This window comes from Fusibacter paucivorans (assembly GCF_018390735.1).
GTDB classification, from domain to species: domain Bacteria; phylum Bacillota; class Clostridia; order Peptostreptococcales; family Acidaminobacteraceae; genus Fusibacter; species Fusibacter paucivorans.
This window is the reverse complement of sequence record NZ_JAHBCL010000021.1, coordinates 1-16,346: the sequence shown is the minus strand read 5'-3', so window position 1 is coordinate 16,346 and position 16,346 is coordinate 1. Positions and strand designations below refer to the sequence as shown.

Here is a 16,346-nt window from a genome sequence, read left to right as displayed (position 1 = left end):
AATGAATGGATTATTTAACGTGAACACCCCTGTTAACGAGCCCGTAAAAGACTACGCGCCAGGATCCGCAGAACGCATTGCCTTAGAAGCCAAACTAAAGGCGCTTTCAGCAGAAAAAATCGAAATTCCCTTAATTATCAATGGCGAAGCTGTTAAAACCGGCAATTTAAAGGATTGTACGATGCCGCATGATCACCAGCACGTGATCGGTTTTTACCATGCAGCCGGCACTGATGAGACAAAAGCCGCAATTGATGCTTGCCTTACCGCTCAAAAAGAATGGGCAGCCATGCCATGGCAGCACCGTGTCGCTATTTTCTTAAAAGCGGCTGAACTCGTTTCAACAAAATACCGTGCACTATTGAATGCGGCAACAATGCTGACGCAAAGCAAAAATGCTTTTCAAGCAGAAATTGACTCAACCTGCGAACTCACAGACTTCTTGCGTTTTAATGCAAAATATGTCGCCGAAATCTACAGCGAACAGCCCAATAGTACTAAGGATACGTGGAATCGCTTAGAATATAGACCGCTCGACGGCTTTGTCTATGCTATAACGCCATTTAATTTTACTGCTATTGCCGGCAATCTGCCAACGGCACCTGCAATGCTCGGCAATTGTGTTATCTGGAAACCTTCTAGTACAACTGTCTATTCCAACTATATTTTCATGCAAATTCTTATCGAAGCAGGACTGCCAAAAGGCGTCATCAACTTCGTTCCAGGCAATTCTGCTGAAATTACTGATGTTTGTACGAGTCATTCGAGCTTAGCCGGCATTCACTTTACTGGCTCAACAGCTGTTTTTCAGTCGCTGTGGCGAAGTGTCAGTGAAAATATTCATCAATATAAGTCTTATCCGAGACTCGTCGGTGAAACCGGCGGCAAGGATTATATCTTTGCAGATGCCTCTGCTAACATTGATGCACTCGCCGTCGCCATGGTCAGGGGATCCTTTGAATTCCAAGGTCAAAAATGCTCAGCTGCTTCACGTGCATACCTGCCAAAGAGTATTGCTGCCGCTGTACTCGATCGCGCAAAAACAATGATATCAGAACTAAAAATGGGGGATGTTGCAAACTTTGAAAATTTTGTCAATGCTGTCATTGATGCAAAGGCTTACAAAAAAATCGTCAGCTACATTGAAGATGCGCAACAATCAGAGGACGCAGAAATTATTGCAGGTGGTACTTATGACGACTCTGTCGGCTATTTTATTGCACCAACGCTAATTCTCGCTAAGAAGCCGGACTACGTTTCAATGCGTGAAGAAATCTTCGGCCCTGTACTTACCGTCTACGTCTATGAAGATGAGGCGCGAGCTGAAACACTTGAGTCTTTAAACGATGTCTCAGATTACGCTTTAACAGGTGCTATTTTTGCAGAAGACCGTAAGGTAATTGTAGAACTTGAACAATTGCTCTCTCAGACTGCCGGTAATTTCTACATTAACGATAAACCAACAGGTGCCGTTGTCGGTCAACAGCCATTTGGCGGCGGACGTGCTTCAGGAACCAACGATAAAGCAGGCAGCAAACTAAATCTATACCGATGGATTTCTGCTCGCACAATCAAAGAAACTTATTGTCCGCCAACAGATTACCGTTACCCATTTATGGGCAAATAGATGCGAGGTGATGTTATGAATAATCTATTTATTGACAAACTATGCCGGATTATGAAAACACGTCATATTGATGCCATGCTCATTGCACCATCAGAAGAACTTCAGTTTCTCTTTGGTTTCTTGCCTTTTTTCTGCGAACGCTTTCAAGGCATGTTCATCAAGCAAAACGGTGATTACTTTTATTTCTGCAACTTGCTGACGCGAGATGAAGTCCTAGAAATTCTGCCCAGCGATAAAGTATATACGTGGTATGATCAAGTACAATTTACTGAACCATTACTAGAAGTTCTTAAAGACAAGGGACTTGATCAGGGAATCATTGCAGTCAATACCACAGTCCGTGCCTTTAATATCATTGAAATGACAAAAGCATTGCCAATTCAATTCGTTAACGGCCGCTCCATACTCGAAGAAATTCGCCTTCACAAAACCGATGAAGAAATTCAGATGCTCAAGGAAGCTTCTAAGCGAACGGATTGGGTTATGGCGCAGATTATTGATGCGATTAGACCCGGTGTAACAGAAGGCGAACTCATTGATCTCACAAAGGCTTCTTTCGAAAGTCAAGGGATGACAACAGCTTTTGCTATTATCGCAACTGGCCCCAATGCAGCACTGCCGCATTATAGCGGTCGAGATCGCACAATTGAAGCCCGTGATGTCGTCTTAATGGATATTGGCGGTTTTTATAAAGGGTTATGCTCCGATATTACCCGCACCGTCTTCGTCGGCACGCCAACTGAAGAAATGAAAGCAATCTATCAAATTGTCAAATCTGCCAATGAGGCGGGCATTGAAGCTTCAAAAAATCAAGTAAAAGCTTGCGATGTGGACACGGCAGGCCGCCATGTCATTGAAGCCGCAGGCTATGGTAATCAGTTTATTACTAGACTTGGACACGGCATTGGCTATGCCAATCACGAAGGACCATACATTAACGGCTACAATACTTTGCCTTTAGATAATCGCATGTGCTTTACGATTGAGCCCGGGATCTATCTCAAAGGTCGTTTTGGTGTTCGTATTGAAGATATCGTCATTATGGAAAACGGAACACCGACTGTTATTACGCATTATCCAAAAGACATCCTTATCAAGGATTAGTTAACGAGACAAGAAAGGTGGACGCTATGAAAATAGGAATCATAGGCCTTGGCAATATCGGCAGCGCTTTTTATCATGGCTGCCGTAAAGCTGGGCATCACTCTTTAAGATGTTTTGATCGAAATCCATCGAAATTGAAAACGCTCACAGGTATCAATCCCGAACCTAAGCAGCTGGCATTACTTTGCGAATCGAGTGATCTCATTGTCATTGCCGTAAAAAATAATGATTTGGCACATCTGCTTCAGCAGATGCTCCCCTTTGTTAAAGAGGCAACACCATTGCTCTTAACGACTGTTGGCATTGACCGCGATTGGCTAGACATGCATGTTCCCTTATCTATGTCGCATCCTGTTGTCCGCATTATACCGAACATCAATATTATGAGCGCTCACAGCCATACCGGTATTGCCTATCTTAATAAAGTCTCGGACGAAGCGCGTCAGCATATCGAAATGCTGATGACTTCACTTGGTACCATCGAACACATTGACGATACTGTCTGTGATGCCTTCGCCTCACTCTATGCTTCTATTCCTGCATATTTAGGTATCTTTCTAAGCGCCATGGTTGATGCCAGTGAACATATTGGATTTTTAAGAGAAACCCCCTCTTATCAAACCATTTCAAACATCATGATTCAAACCCTCGAAATGATGAATGAAACACACCAGCATCCTGCCGTTATCAAAGATTTGGTATGTTCACCTTCCGGTATTACCATTGAGGGCATCAATGAGATGGAGTATCACAAAATTCGATCGGTTATTATTAAATCTTTCACCAACAGCTATATGAAGTCGAAAGACATTAAAACACAGCAATAATTGTAAATCACCGCATCCTATTTGTAGACTGATTTTTTTTAAACCATTATGCTTTCGTGATGTCAAACCGATTACTACACAAAAAAACACCTGAGTGCTTTTATGGCCGTAGGCCTTGAAAATTACATCAGGTGTTTTTCTTATAATACTATGCATTTAATCAATGATCTTTTGTATAATCTCTGCTAATTCTGCGGGCTTTTGAATCTGTGGCGAATGGCCAGATTCAATTTCGTAGACAGCATGACACGGCAGTGCATCAATCATCTGCTGTTGGATAGGAGGCGGTAACGCGATATCCTTTGTACATTTTACGTAGTATCTCGGAATCTGTCCCCAATTCATTTCTGTCACTTGAACTTTGCTCGTAAGTGCATCAATGCTCTCGTACATAACCGGTGGCTTTATACGCGGCTTATTAATGGTTTGCTTCCGATCACCTTCAATAAATATCGTTTCAACAAATTTTGCAGTAAGGCCATCTTCCGAATGCGCTCGCCAGTTCACCGGAATGATGCCGCTGCCGTCTGTACCATTTAATGACTGCCCATCTTTTAGCATAAACGCTGTAATATAAATCAGCTTTTTTACTTTTTGCGGTATGCGCTCTGCTACATTAGAGATAATCGTGCCTCCCATACTGTTGCCTGCTAAAACAATTCGCCCTTCTAATGCTTGGATGGCTTTTTCCACAGCGTCCACATATGTTTTCATTGTCTGATCTTTTATCTCAGTCTCGTCTTCACCATGTCCAGGAAGATCAAGCGCAACAATGCGATGCCCATATTCCTCTAAAAATGGCGTTAATCGTCCCCAAGTTTTTGACGTATCCCACGCGCCATGTATCAATACAATGGTTTCTTTTTGTTCTATTGTCATTCCGTTTTGCCTTTCTCTCTCTTTTTAATTTACTTTCTGTCTTTTAGTATTCGAGTCATTTTCTCGCATTTGAATTTTTTTACACAGCTTTTTTTATCGTCAAATCTGCTCCAAAATCGTTTTTAAAGCTTTTAACTCGGCCTCCGTTAATGTTACGCCCTTTCCCATTTTCGAATGTTCTGGTGCCCAGTCCCTTAAGTCGTATTTAGGTGCTCGATCATTCCAACTGATGAGATTTAATTCTTTTGTCCATCCACTGCTGTTTTCTGAAAGAACGCCTAATGTTTCAATGATTTCAAATTTTAAATCCGCCATAAATCCTCCATTCAATCATTAATGATGGCTTTAGCACACCTCACTTTTCACATTCAAGCCCATTACCGCTTTATCCAAATCGAAAGGCCGCATGGCTGCCGCCTTCATCAGGTGTTATCACCAATTGTGTTCTAACACGCTCCTTAAGATCTTGAACATGTGAAATGATCCCTACTAGTCTCCCGGTTTCACGAAGTGCCATTAAGCATTCAACTGCACTCTCAAGTGATATCTGATCCAGTGTGCCAAATCCTTCATCTATAAATACTGTATCCAATTGTATCCCGCCGGCAGTTTCCTGAACAACCTCTGACAAGCTTAATGCAAGTGCCAAAGATGCTTTAAAACTTTCGCCACCAGACAATGTCTTGACAGATCGCGGCAATCCGGTATGTCGATCCATCACTTCTAAATCCAGCCCTGATCCCTGACGTCGGTCTGCGACTTCTTCTGCAATTTGCAGCGTGTAACGTCCGTAAGTCATTGCGAGGAAGCGTTCATTGGCAAGCGCTAAAATATCCCTTAAGTATGCAGATAAGATATAGCGCTCGAAGGTAATGTTCTTCCGATTCTTCCCATTCATTACATCTGCTAACTGTCCCACATAACGATAGGCTGCTTCAAGTGATGAGCGTTTTTCAAGAATATTTTGCATTTTCATAAGCGCTGCTTCATTCTCATATTCGACGATTGCATACTTCTCTCTATTTTGCTGAGCACTCTTATACATAAGTTCTATTGATTCAGCCTTCTTTTCTAAGGTTTCAATATCAACTAGTTTACGCGTCTTTGCCAAAGGTTCCAAGTCTTTAATACTATTCTCAACGATCAATCGCTGTCGATCATAAGCTTCTACCGATGCTTTCAGTGCATCAAGTGTCGCAATGTGTGCTTTGTGATCTTGGTAGCTTTCACTTGATATGTCATGTGCTGTCAGTGCCTCCTGAAAATGCAGTTCAGCTTCTTTCTGCTCTATCTTCGCTGTCTCAATCGCTGCTGCTGCAACAGCCGCATTCTCTTTGGCACTATTAAAAGCAGTTCTCGTTATTTCGACTTCCTGTGTCAGAAACGTCAGTGTATCATTCAACTGATCAAGTTCCGTTTGCTTGGATTGCAACGCTTTCAATGTATCCTTTAATGGTTGATATGCCTCAGGGATCGAAGCCATCATCGTTTCAATCTGCGTAGATTTAACCTCTAGCAAATGCTGCTTTTCAGAAATTTCGAGTTCATGTGCCTCAAGTGCAATTTTCATTTCAGCCAGCTTGGCTTCTTCATCTTTCACGATCGCTTTTTGACGTTCTGCTTCTCTTAAAGCCTGCTGAATGCTTTCTTGCTGCGTTTGTAATGCAGCATACGCCCGTTGATGAAACAGCAATCTGTCATCTAGCGCTTGCTGAATTGCCAAACTTTCAGATGTCTCGAAATCATTGATTTTATCAAATGCAGGGCACTTAATCGTTTCATCAATTTCATACAAATAGGCAGCCAGTGTATCGGATTCATTTTTCATTTTAACGCGTTGCCGTTCAAGCGTCAATTCAGATTGTTTTAAATCAGTTTGAGCAGCTGTAAGTGCCAGTTCTGCACTTTCGAGATCAGCCATTTCAACTGTCTCTTTTAAAACGGCTTTTTTAGGATGTGATGTTGACCCACAGACCGGACAAGGGGCATTTTCATCCAACGTACTTGCTAAATAAGCTGCTTGATTGAGATGATAGCGCATTTTTAATGAATGATATGCTTTCTCAGCAGCGTCACAGTGTTTATGCTGACTTTTCAGCTCATCCTTTGCTGACAGCCATTTTTTATGGCGTTCACGGATATTCTGATAAGCTTCAATACCGGATGCAATCTTTGACAGTTGTCCACTCACTTCATTAAGTGACTGCTTTATTTCGAGCGCCTTCAGTGCATCACCTTCATGCTGAAGTAAATAATTTTGGCATTTTTCAATTGACTGTTCAATTTCAGTCTGATTATCCAACAGTTCTTTTTCTCTTGCTTGCAGTTCGTTAAAAGCTTGCCTTGTCTGTGCACTTTCATCTTTTAATGTTTCAACATTTTCCAATATTTTTTGATAATTTTTCAGTGATTCAATCGTATGTTTTAAATTTTGGCGTTCTGCTTCTGCGGTTGGTGTATTCGCTGCTTCATAAGCCTGCCTTGCCGCTTCATATTTTTGCCCGTTCATTTCACAAATACGTTCTTCATTTAAAATACGTGTCCTGCATAATGTCAAGCGTTCATTGCGCCGATTGCTTTCCGCTTCTAAAGGGATTATTTTTTGAATGGCTTCTAAATTAATCACTTCGTTTCGCTTTATATTGATTAAGTCTCGCTTTGCATCGAGTTCCTCTAAATCGGCAACAGCTTGGCGATATCGGGAGATTTGTTCATTTTGTGTTTGATAACGTTCTATCTCTCGAATCCGCTTCTTATAGTCTGCTTCCTGTAATCGAATACGTTCGTCCATTAATCCAATGTATTGATGTAAGTTATCATTAAAATTTTGAAGACGCTCTATAATCACTTCGTATGCGGGAATTGAAGCCTGTTTTTGTTCATTGATTACAGCATTGGCTTTTATCAGAAGCTTCGCAATTGTAGCAACATGTTCTTCTTCATAGGTCGATTGATCTGTCAGATTGAACCAATCGTCATTTATTTCATTGCATGCATTCACACTTGGCAGATGGTCAACCGAAAAAGTTCGAATATCATCAATGGTTTCATTCAGTGCATCATCCTGTACCTTTAGGTCAGCTGCTATATGCTTTTTCTCTTCGGCTACTTGCCGCTGCATATTGCTGTAAAGCGAAGTCTTAAAGATATGCCTCAGTATCGCTGCACGATCATCTGACTTTGCCATTAATAATTCTCTAAACTCCCCTTGCGGAATCATCATGATTTGACGGAATTGCGAGATGGTAAGTCCTATCAATTCTTCTATTGAAGCTGTTACTTGTCTGCTTCCAGTAATAGGGCGTTCAACGCCCTCGATCGTCAAGTTTGCGTCGGAAGGCACTTCTGTCAGCCCTTCTCCACGCGTTTTAGGCCGCATTTGCTTAGGTCTGCGCCATACTGTATAGCGTTTTGATCTGAGTTCGAAGGCAAAGGTAACTTCTGTTGTGTGATCCTCTTCAGCATGATCGCATCGAACACTCTTTTCAGGTCGATCTGTTCCATTTGTCTCTCCGTAAAGCGCAAAGCAAATGGCATCAAAAATCGATGTTTTGCCTGCCCCAGTCGGTCCGGTGATAAGGAAGAGCGTTTCATTTGCTAACAGTGAAAAATCCAGCACTTCTGTTCCTGCATAAGGGCCAAATGCATTGATTGTCAATGTGATCGGTTTCATGGTTCGCCTCCCTCACTCGTCATTGCTTTATCCGCAGCGGCATGAAAATGCGTCATAAGATTTTTATCTGGTGATGTTCCAACGGCTTCTTGATAAAAGGCTTCAAAGAGCGCCTCTGGTTTCTTTTGTTTTAATTGGTGCGTCGTCAGTTTTTCACCATCTTTTTCAGTTTTTAGATGGCTTCTTTCTAATTGTAGTATGTTTGGATAAAACGCGCGCATCTTTTTCAACGGCTCAAAGAGTGCGCCTTGATCTGTGAGCGTTACATGAATATAGTCTTCACGATTGGCGCCTGATATCACATCAGGATGGCAAAGCATTTCAAGCGGCCCCTCAATTCGCCTCATGTCGCGCAGCGGCTTCAATGTCTTTAATTGAATATCGAGATCACCTTTTACACCCAAATTTATCACAGTCACTGATTTTATGTGATCAGCTTCTGAAAAAGAATATTTCATCAAAGAGCCTGCATAGCGAATATGGTCGGCAACAATGCGCTGCGGTCGGTGCAAATGTCCAAGTGCAACATAATCAAAAGCTTCATAGAGGCTCACAGGTACATGTGCAACACCACCTATACTGCTAAGCTGCCTTTCAGATTCTGATGTTTCAGGTAATGCGTCGCCAATCACAAATGCATGACTGAGGCAAATATTTCTAATCGTATTATCCATCGACTGCCTAATTTGTTCAATAATCACTCGCATGCCACTTTCGTGTGTTTTAATAGAATCATCTCTCAATACAGCACGAACAACAGCGGGGTCGGCATAGGGAATAGGGTAAAAACGTACAGGACCATATTCATCATAGAACTCTATGGGCTCGCATGCCGGCATCAGCTTTCCTTCAATGTAAAATCCATGATTTTTTAAAAGGTCTTGTCCAAAATCAAGGCGTTCTGGGCTATCGTGATTGCCAGCAATTGCAATCACCTTGACCCCGAGCGCCAATGTCAATTCAGTAATGATTTCATTTAACAGTGAAACCGCATCAGCCGGCGGTATTTGCCGATCATATAGATCGCCGGCAATTAGAACGACGTCAATCGCTTCCTCTTTGACGAGTGTTACCAGCTGTTTTAACAAATATCGCTGATCTTCCGTCATATATCGATTAAAGACGAGTTTGCCAATATGCCAATCACCCGTATGTAATAGCTTCATTGCGGTTTCCTCATTTCGTTTCGTTATTCACTTATTGTATCATTTTCAGCATCAAATTTCACACTGTCACCTCACTTTTCTGATTTTTAAATCTTAGTCGAATTATGCAAAAAGAGAGGACCACACAGCATCATTCAATGATGGCAATGGTCCCCACTTTTTTAATTGAATCAAATGTTATCATCGACGCTCTACTGTCCCCGTGATACGCACATTAGATTTTAAATTTCGTAATCAACTCATCAAGTGATTTGATCATTTTAATATTTTCAGAAATAATATCATTGACACGATCTGTTCGCTGCGTCACTTCTTCTGTCATCGCGAGTATATTGGATACTTCTTCGGCTTCTTGTTCTGTCGCGATCCTCACTTCAGAAACATTACTTGAAATCGTTTCCATAGAACCTGTGAGCTCTTCACTTATAGCACTGAGTTCCATCATGATACTATTAAATTCCGTTGCATCAGCACTGTATTGCTCACCGATATCAATGAGTTTTTCGTAGTCGTTTAGCACTTTGCTTTCAACAAATCCTAAAATTTCAGTTGAATCCTTAATCAGTGCCGAAACAGCGTGCTGGATAAATTCAACAGTTTGTTTAATATCTTCAACCATTTGAGCTGATTGATCTGCCAAATTGCCAACTTCATTGGCAACAACGGCAAAGCCTCTACCGGCATCACCTGCCCGTGCCGCTTCAATAGAAGCATTAAGGGCAAGCAGGTTTGTCTGTGATGTGATGCTGAGAATATCTTCCAGCAGTGCATTGATTCGATCAACTTTTTTGGCATTGTCAATGGCGCCTTCGAGGCGTGTTTTAACATCTGAATATATCTGTTTCGCTTCATCGCTCGATTTTTGTGATGAAATGCGTAGCTCGTCAGCGCGCCTGCTGACATCACTAACTCGCATTGCACCCTCTGTTGCTTTTTCAGCGACGATGGTAATGGCATCTTTTGCTTCGACGATTGTTTCAGCAACTTGTTGAGTTGCTGCACTGGTTTCTTCGATGACAGCAGAAATATCCGATGTCGATTGAAGCGTATTGCCAGTCTTGTCCTGCAGCAAGTGCATACTGTCTGATATCTCAATAGAATCACCAGTCAGTTCTTTTGATGTTTCAATCATATTTCTTAAAAGATCTTTCAGGCCCACACTCACTTTGTTGAAAGATTCAGCGATGGCGCCTAACTCATCTTTTGAGCTGACATCTATGTCAGTCGTAAAATCATAGTTTTTATATCTTTCAGTATTTTCGATAATATTCATCAGCGTCTTATTGATCGGCATGACAATCAGCGTTACAATAATGAGCGAGAAGATAATAATGATAACCGAAATAATTAAGGTCGTGATATTAATTTCATGTTCAATTGCCTTGAGATCATCAATATAGATCCCCGTTCCGACAATCCATCCCCAGTTTTGCTCTTTGCCAACATAGGACATTTTAGGCTGCGGTACGTCAAAACCAGGCTTTGGCCACTGGTATTCTACAACTCCACCGCCGTCAGCGTTGGCAACGGCAATCATTTCCTGGAATATATATTTGCCGTCTGGATCTTGGATATCCAAAATATTGGTATCGTTTAATTCTGGCTTGATCGGATGATTGAGCATCATACCCGTCTCATCATTAATCCAGTAGTACTCAGAGCCGCTGTAGCGATAATTGCCGATCGCCGCCAGTGCATCTGCCTTTGCTTCCTCTTCTGTTTTCACACCAGTTGCTGCCAGTGTCTGCTGATTTTGTATTTCAGACAGGGCAATGTCAACCAGTTCTTCAAGTTTGACTGCTGTACGTTCTTCAATAATTGAATTGACTTTTGGTAGGATGTAGGCCATAATCACTGCTGAGAAAATAATAATGATGAAAAGTGCTAAAAACAGTATTTTATACCTTAGCTTAAGATTTTTCATAACATCACCTCACAGATACTTTTGTGACTTAGATACCCATTAATTAACAAATAACACATATGTCCTGCTATTTTTATTAACATATGCTATCATAGACTATAAACATCTTCGGGAGGCCTTGATGCAAAAGAAACATATTTTTAGAAATAATAAGCGATTAATCGGTTTGGGATTTGCACTGCTGATTTTCATGGCACTCTTTATCTATAATCATATGCAGTATACTAATGTTTACATCGGCTATCAGGATCAAATACCCTCTTTTATACCTACGACGCCAAATCAGCGTCAGCTGCTTCAATCAGCATTAAATGAACCGCTTGAAGCTAATCATGACGTTAGTAGACCGTCTGCTTCTGAAGCCGTTTTTACGGTTGAGCTTCATCATCCGTTTTGGGGAAAAGCTATTTACCAAGTTGTGAGTATTGATCCATCAGGCGTTGTGATTTTACATGACAAATCTTACTATCGCGCTCAAAATGCTGATTTTTTTTATACACAGCCTTACTTTGACGCTGTTTACAATGATCAGTTGATGCCTTCTGCTGCAATTAATCACTTTACCAAAGCAGAATCGTTGACACTGCCTGCATCATCAGCGAGCTGGCAAATTTTAAAATTCGATGGCAATTGGTATCCGGTTGAGGTAAAAACAGCCAACCAATCACAGATCATCAGCATCAATAGGCCAGATGATCAGCTTTTCGTTACATTTGACAAAATACCCGATGAAGTGGTCTTATCTTATGAAACCGCCGGTACTAGTGCACTTGTCATTCGCAATCTTCATGAAACTGACTCAGGTTATATGCTCCCATTTTCTGAAACGGACGGTGTCTATCATTACCACCTGACCGCGACATGGCATGATGACACTGCAAATTTTGAAGGCACTGTGAAATATGCTTTTGAAATACATTACGATCGCCCTACTGTTTTTGACTTTAATCATACGACGATCGAGCAAGGGGAACCGCTCATAATCACCACACAATATGCCGAGGAAACAGAACTGCCGACAATTGAACAATCAATTTCTGATTCAACACAAGTTAAATTTTACCAAAGCGCATCCAACTACATTTGCTATATTCCGACAAATTATGATACATCACCCGGTGATTATGATATTTTGCTGGATGGAAAGCATTATCCTGTAACAGTGACAGCGAGAAACTTTAATATTCAGCATTTAATCATTGATGAAACAGTTGCACAGTCAACGCGAAATGATGCTGCTTATGAAGAATTTGATGCTTTATTTGATCCCGTTCGAACCAGATCCTCACCAAAAACATTAACCTCTGGTGATTATATACTACCCGCGACCGGCAGGTTATCCACTGAGTTTGGCGAAACACGTGACGTCAACGGAGCGATGACGACCTATCGCCATTCCGGTCTTGACATTGCCGCACCAAATGGTACGCCAGTCGCTGCAACCAATAGCGGCAACATCGTGTTTTCTGATTTCCTCACTTTGACGGGCAATACGATCGTCATCGATCATGGCGCCGGTATTTTCAGCACTTACTTTCATTTAAGCGAACGCCTGTGTCAAAAAGGTGAATTTGTTGAAAAGGGCTCAATCATTGGCAACGTCGGTTCAACTGGTTTTTCAACAGGACCGCATCTTCATTTTATTTTGTCATTCTATGATGTCAATTTTGAACCGGGCTGGCTGCTCTTTGACGATGCGGTTACCTATGACAATTATAAAAAGTTATGGTAGTCGTAAAACTGTATTTAATATAAGTCGTTAGAAACAAAAGCTTTAATTATTGGAATGCCCTTATTGTCTTTCGCTAATTTTTCAATGCGATATTGCGATATGTTGAATTTTCGTATGATGATAATCGTACCTATTGTCATGAAAAGATCAAAATTTGAATGGTGTAATATTCTCAATTGCCAACTGTATTTATGGGGGCAAAAAAATAAGATACGCAACTGTATCTTATTTTTTTGTTATTGCTTCTTGTTATTGTCTCTATTGTACTTTGAGATTCAATCCACGTATATTTGATTTTCTATTTTTTGGCTTTAATGTTAATTGGCTTTTGTATTTAGTCTACAGTATCTTTTATCATATTATAACTGTATCGTTAAACGAAAGCGTGAACGGCAAACACTAATAGACGGGTTGTAATGATATCCGATCATAGATATTCCCAGTGATCTCAACGTCATCAATTGTCGCCTTTACACTTGACAGCTCTTGACTCGCCGTAAGCTCTGCCTCGTAAGGACTTCGCTTTCGAATATCTTCCCATGACAGCGTTGAAGGCGCCAACGGCAGTAAATACGCTCCCTCCCAAGTACTCATGGCACTCGCCTCATCATAAGAGACCATACTCAGTGCCAATGGAAAGGCCACGTCGTACCCAACCAGTTCTTCATATTCATAGACGACGCCATAAGGGTCTGTGTACGTCATTGCCATTAGTTCCGGGGACAGTGTCACTGTTACCATCTCCGGCAGCCCCTTAATAGAAGCGTGAAACGTTACGGTCTCCAGCGACAGAAACCGATGCGTATTCGGCGTCAAATAGACGCCTCGATAATCCGTTCGCCCATCCCAGTGATTCCATGCGCCCGTGATCTCAAATGCACTGATATTCAGCGGCTTTACGTCAAAAGTTTTGACGTCTTCATCTGTCGCCGTCCCGTCACTGACGACTGCCTTAACGGTATACGTTCCTTCTGGCAGGCCTTCGTACGATTTTTTTATCACTTCATACTGCGTGCCAAGCCATGCCACTGAAAATGTACTGACATCATAAGCCGTACCGTCTTTGAGAACCGTTAAAGTTACGGTAAGCGGTTCATGATCGCCGTCGTCAAACAGCATGGCAACAGTTGCCTTCTGACCTGCAAATAGCGTTTCCGGTGTGACGCCCACCGTCACAGAAGGCGGCAGATTGCGCGGTATGACATTAAAGCTGTAGTTGACGTAATTCGAAGTTGCATAGCCATCCCATGCCGCCACCTGTCCTAAATAACTGCCAATCGGCAAATTCGGGAATGTGAACAACACATCACTGTATATGCCCCCAACAGGCGCAACCGTCGTGTTCTGACGGCTGTACAATACACCTTCCTTGTAAAGCTCTGTCTGCACAAACAAGTTTTGAGGGTCGATATCTGTTAAATGTGTCGTCAGTGTGTTGCTGTCGCCATCGAGGATTTCTGGGGATGCAATTTCTGCGGTGATGTATGGTGGTGAATTAACATAGACGGGAAATGTAGCAGTCGCCGTGGCATTGCCATAGTCATCTGCCGCAAATGCCCTTACAGTGTAAGTTCCCGCACTGAGATTACTAAGTGCTATCACTTCATCGGTATAAGGTGATGTTTTGTTATAGCTAAACGTTCGATAAACAGTGCCGTCTTTGAGAACTGTGACATCGAGCGCCAAATCATCCCCTTCCGCATCATATACGCTGACGAATGCCGTGTTGGTATCTGTCTCAAAGAGATACGGCGATGTTACATTAACCGCTACAGCAGGCGGCGTATTGGGAAGTACAGTAAATGCTAAAGATTTAGATGCAGATTCTACACCGTCACTGACAGTTGCGGTTACAGCATATGTCCCTGCATCTAAATCAACAAGCGGCAGTGAAGTCGACACATACGGATACGATAAGGCATACCCTTTTGAAGCATACGTTTCGTCATCCTTTTTAACAGAAATGTTTAATAATAAGTTGTCTTGATCGGGATCATTAACATTAACCCAAACGGTATTGTCATTGCCTTGGCGTAAGGATGTCGCCGACAAACTTGCCGATATTGTCGGCGGGTTATTCGCATAAAGCGTAATGTCTTCAATTTTGCTAATTCGGCGATCATAATCACCATCCATGTCATCGTCAATGATCGCTGCAATTTCTACTTGATACGTCTTATTTTCAAGCCCTGCCACATCTGAAATGTAAAACTTTTGGTTATTCCAGTAATGATCTCGATATTGGGGGTCATATATTTGACTTGGATCAGTAATTTTCTTAACGGGAACACCAGGCACAGGCGTGCCATTGTCTAAAAGCGATATTTCTAAATAGTAATTCAGATTGCTAATGTCTTGAAAGATATAGTAATCCGTAAAGTGAATATCATACCATTCCACATAGTTACCCGGTCTAAATGCAGTAAGAGGATTAGATGGATTATCAGTCCTCAGTGTCGCATAAAGATTTGAATATACATAATAGCCTAAAAAAAGCATGTCCTTTTCACAATAATCTGACCAAGCACCCTCGGGATCTTTGACCTTTAGTCGCGCATTGATGCGATAGATTCCCGTTCCAAATCTATAGATAATATCTGTCATTTCAGAAAACATTGAGGAATCAATCCAATCGGTTAAAGGTTCACCTGTTACTCGATCAGCCTTTTGGTACTGCAAGACGTAATCGACAATACCGTGATTGGCGTCAGACATATGGTCAAGGTCGTAAGATCGATTTTGGAAATCAAATAAATACTTATATTTATAATAAGTGTTACTGTATTCAAGCATAATATTTAAATCAAAATCAGCAATTGGCTTTCGATGCACGATTACCTTTGTCTTTTTGGCATCTGTTGACCATTTTCGATACGAATCAAGTGCATTATTAGTGCCAACGGGATTGTCACGCACCGAAGGTTCAATTTCATAGATGCCAACATTCGGAAGTGTCAACTTTGTATTGGCAAATAAAGTTTGATACACACCTGAATTAGCATAAAAACCATTGTTATTGTCAAAAAAGGTGTCTACATGTGTTGCTTTAATACCTTTTGAATAGAGTGCATCGTTTTCGTAATCATAATATAATGTGTCAAAACTCAGTGAATCAGTGTTTAAAATACAAAGCGTCTTCTCAGAATCCTGCTGCATACCAGAAAGCACTTCAACAAGCGCATTGCCAACACCATCAAGCGAATTGATAAGCAGACCATTTGTCGTACTTAAGAAACTACTAAAGTAAGGTGCATAGACATTATCACAAACGATAACTGGCACAACATCATTGGTGTTTCTGATTTCTAGTTCTGTCATTGCCTAGCTCATAACTCTTGCCGTAGCTAGCTCGCTTATCTTGCCTCAAAAAATGCGTGTAGTGGCTGCAGTGTTACTGCAGCCCAATAATCATGG

10 protein-coding genes and 1 pseudogene are annotated in these 16,346 nt (G+C 41.5%); 5 read left to right on the top strand and 6 right to left on the bottom strand.

Going from position 1 to position 16,346, the window contains the following annotated elements; all coding sequences use genetic code 11:
• The first annotated feature begins 1 nt into the window (after position 1).
• The 4 genes and pseudogenes from pruA to KHM83_RS19880 all read left to right on the top strand — a co-directional run bounded on the left by pruA (position 2) and on the right by KHM83_RS19880 (position 3,558).
• Complete coding sequence (gene pruA, locus KHM83_RS12465) at positions 2 to 1,627, top strand: L-glutamate gamma-semialdehyde dehydrogenase (RefSeq protein WP_213237352.1); 1,626 nt, start codon at positions 2 to 4, stop codon at positions 1,625 to 1,627.
• Positions 1,628 to 1,642: 15 nt separating this feature from the next.
• A complete protein-coding gene (locus KHM83_RS12460; RefSeq protein ID WP_213237351.1) occupies positions 1,643 to 2,731 on the top strand; it encodes a M24 family metallopeptidase in 1,089 nt (362 codons plus the stop codon).
• 11 nt (positions 2,732 to 2,742) lie between these two features.
• Positions 2,743 to 3,015, top strand: a pseudogene (locus KHM83_RS19885) (NAD(P)-binding domain-containing protein); the annotation flags it as partial.
• Positions 3,016 to 3,054: 39 nt separating this feature from the next.
• Positions 3,055 to 3,558 carry a pyrroline-5-carboxylate reductase dimerization domain-containing protein gene (locus KHM83_RS19880; RefSeq protein WP_343213154.1) on the top strand — a complete coding sequence of 168 codons (504 nt, stop codon included), beginning with the start codon at positions 3,055 to 3,057 and terminating at the stop codon, positions 3,556 to 3,558.
• A 156-nt stretch (positions 3,559 to 3,714) separates the two neighbouring features.
• On the opposite strand, the gene KHM83_RS12450 is transcribed toward KHM83_RS19880, so the two are convergent.
• From KHM83_RS12450 to KHM83_RS12430, 5 genes are all read right to left on the bottom strand, one after another.
• Positions 3,715 to 4,437 (bottom strand): alpha/beta fold hydrolase, encoded by a 723-nt coding sequence (locus KHM83_RS12450; protein ID WP_213237349.1) that lies wholly within the window; start codon positions 4,435 to 4,437, stop codon positions 3,715 to 3,717.
• 99 nt (positions 4,438 to 4,536) lie between these two features.
• Positions 4,537 to 4,752, bottom strand: a complete 216-nt coding sequence (locus tag KHM83_RS12445) for a YdbC family protein (protein WP_213237348.1) — start codon at positions 4,750 to 4,752, stop codon at positions 4,537 to 4,539.
• 70 nt (positions 4,753 to 4,822) lie between these two features.
• A complete protein-coding gene (locus tag KHM83_RS12440; protein WP_213237347.1) occupies positions 4,823 to 8,110 on the bottom strand; it encodes an AAA family ATPase in 3,288 nt (1,095 codons plus the stop codon).
• Positions 8,107 to 9,276 carry an exonuclease SbcCD subunit D gene (locus KHM83_RS12435; protein ID WP_213237346.1) on the bottom strand — a complete coding sequence of 390 codons (1,170 nt, stop codon included), beginning with the start codon at positions 9,274 to 9,276 and terminating at the stop codon, positions 8,107 to 8,109. Before KHM83_RS12435 ends, KHM83_RS12440 begins: the two co-directional genes overlap by 4 nt.
• 214 nt (positions 9,277 to 9,490) lie before the next feature.
• Entirely contained in the window at positions 9,491 to 11,200 is a 1,710-nt protein-coding gene (locus KHM83_RS12430) for a methyl-accepting chemotaxis protein (protein ID WP_213237345.1), read from the bottom strand.
• Positions 11,201 to 11,321: 121 nt separating this feature from the next.
• On the opposite strand from KHM83_RS12430, the gene KHM83_RS12425 reads away from it, so the two are divergent.
• Positions 11,322 to 12,932, top strand: a complete 1,611-nt coding sequence (locus KHM83_RS12425; protein ID WP_213237344.1) for a M23 family metallopeptidase — start codon at positions 11,322 to 11,324, stop codon at positions 12,930 to 12,932.
• Positions 12,933 to 13,331: 399 nt separating this feature from the next.
• Here KHM83_RS12425 and KHM83_RS12420 read toward each other — a convergent pair whose 3' ends face one another.
• A complete protein-coding gene (locus tag KHM83_RS12420; RefSeq protein WP_213237343.1) occupies positions 13,332 to 16,250 on the bottom strand; it encodes a hypothetical protein in 2,919 nt (972 codons plus the stop codon).
• Positions 16,251 to 16,346 lie beyond the last annotated feature (96 nt).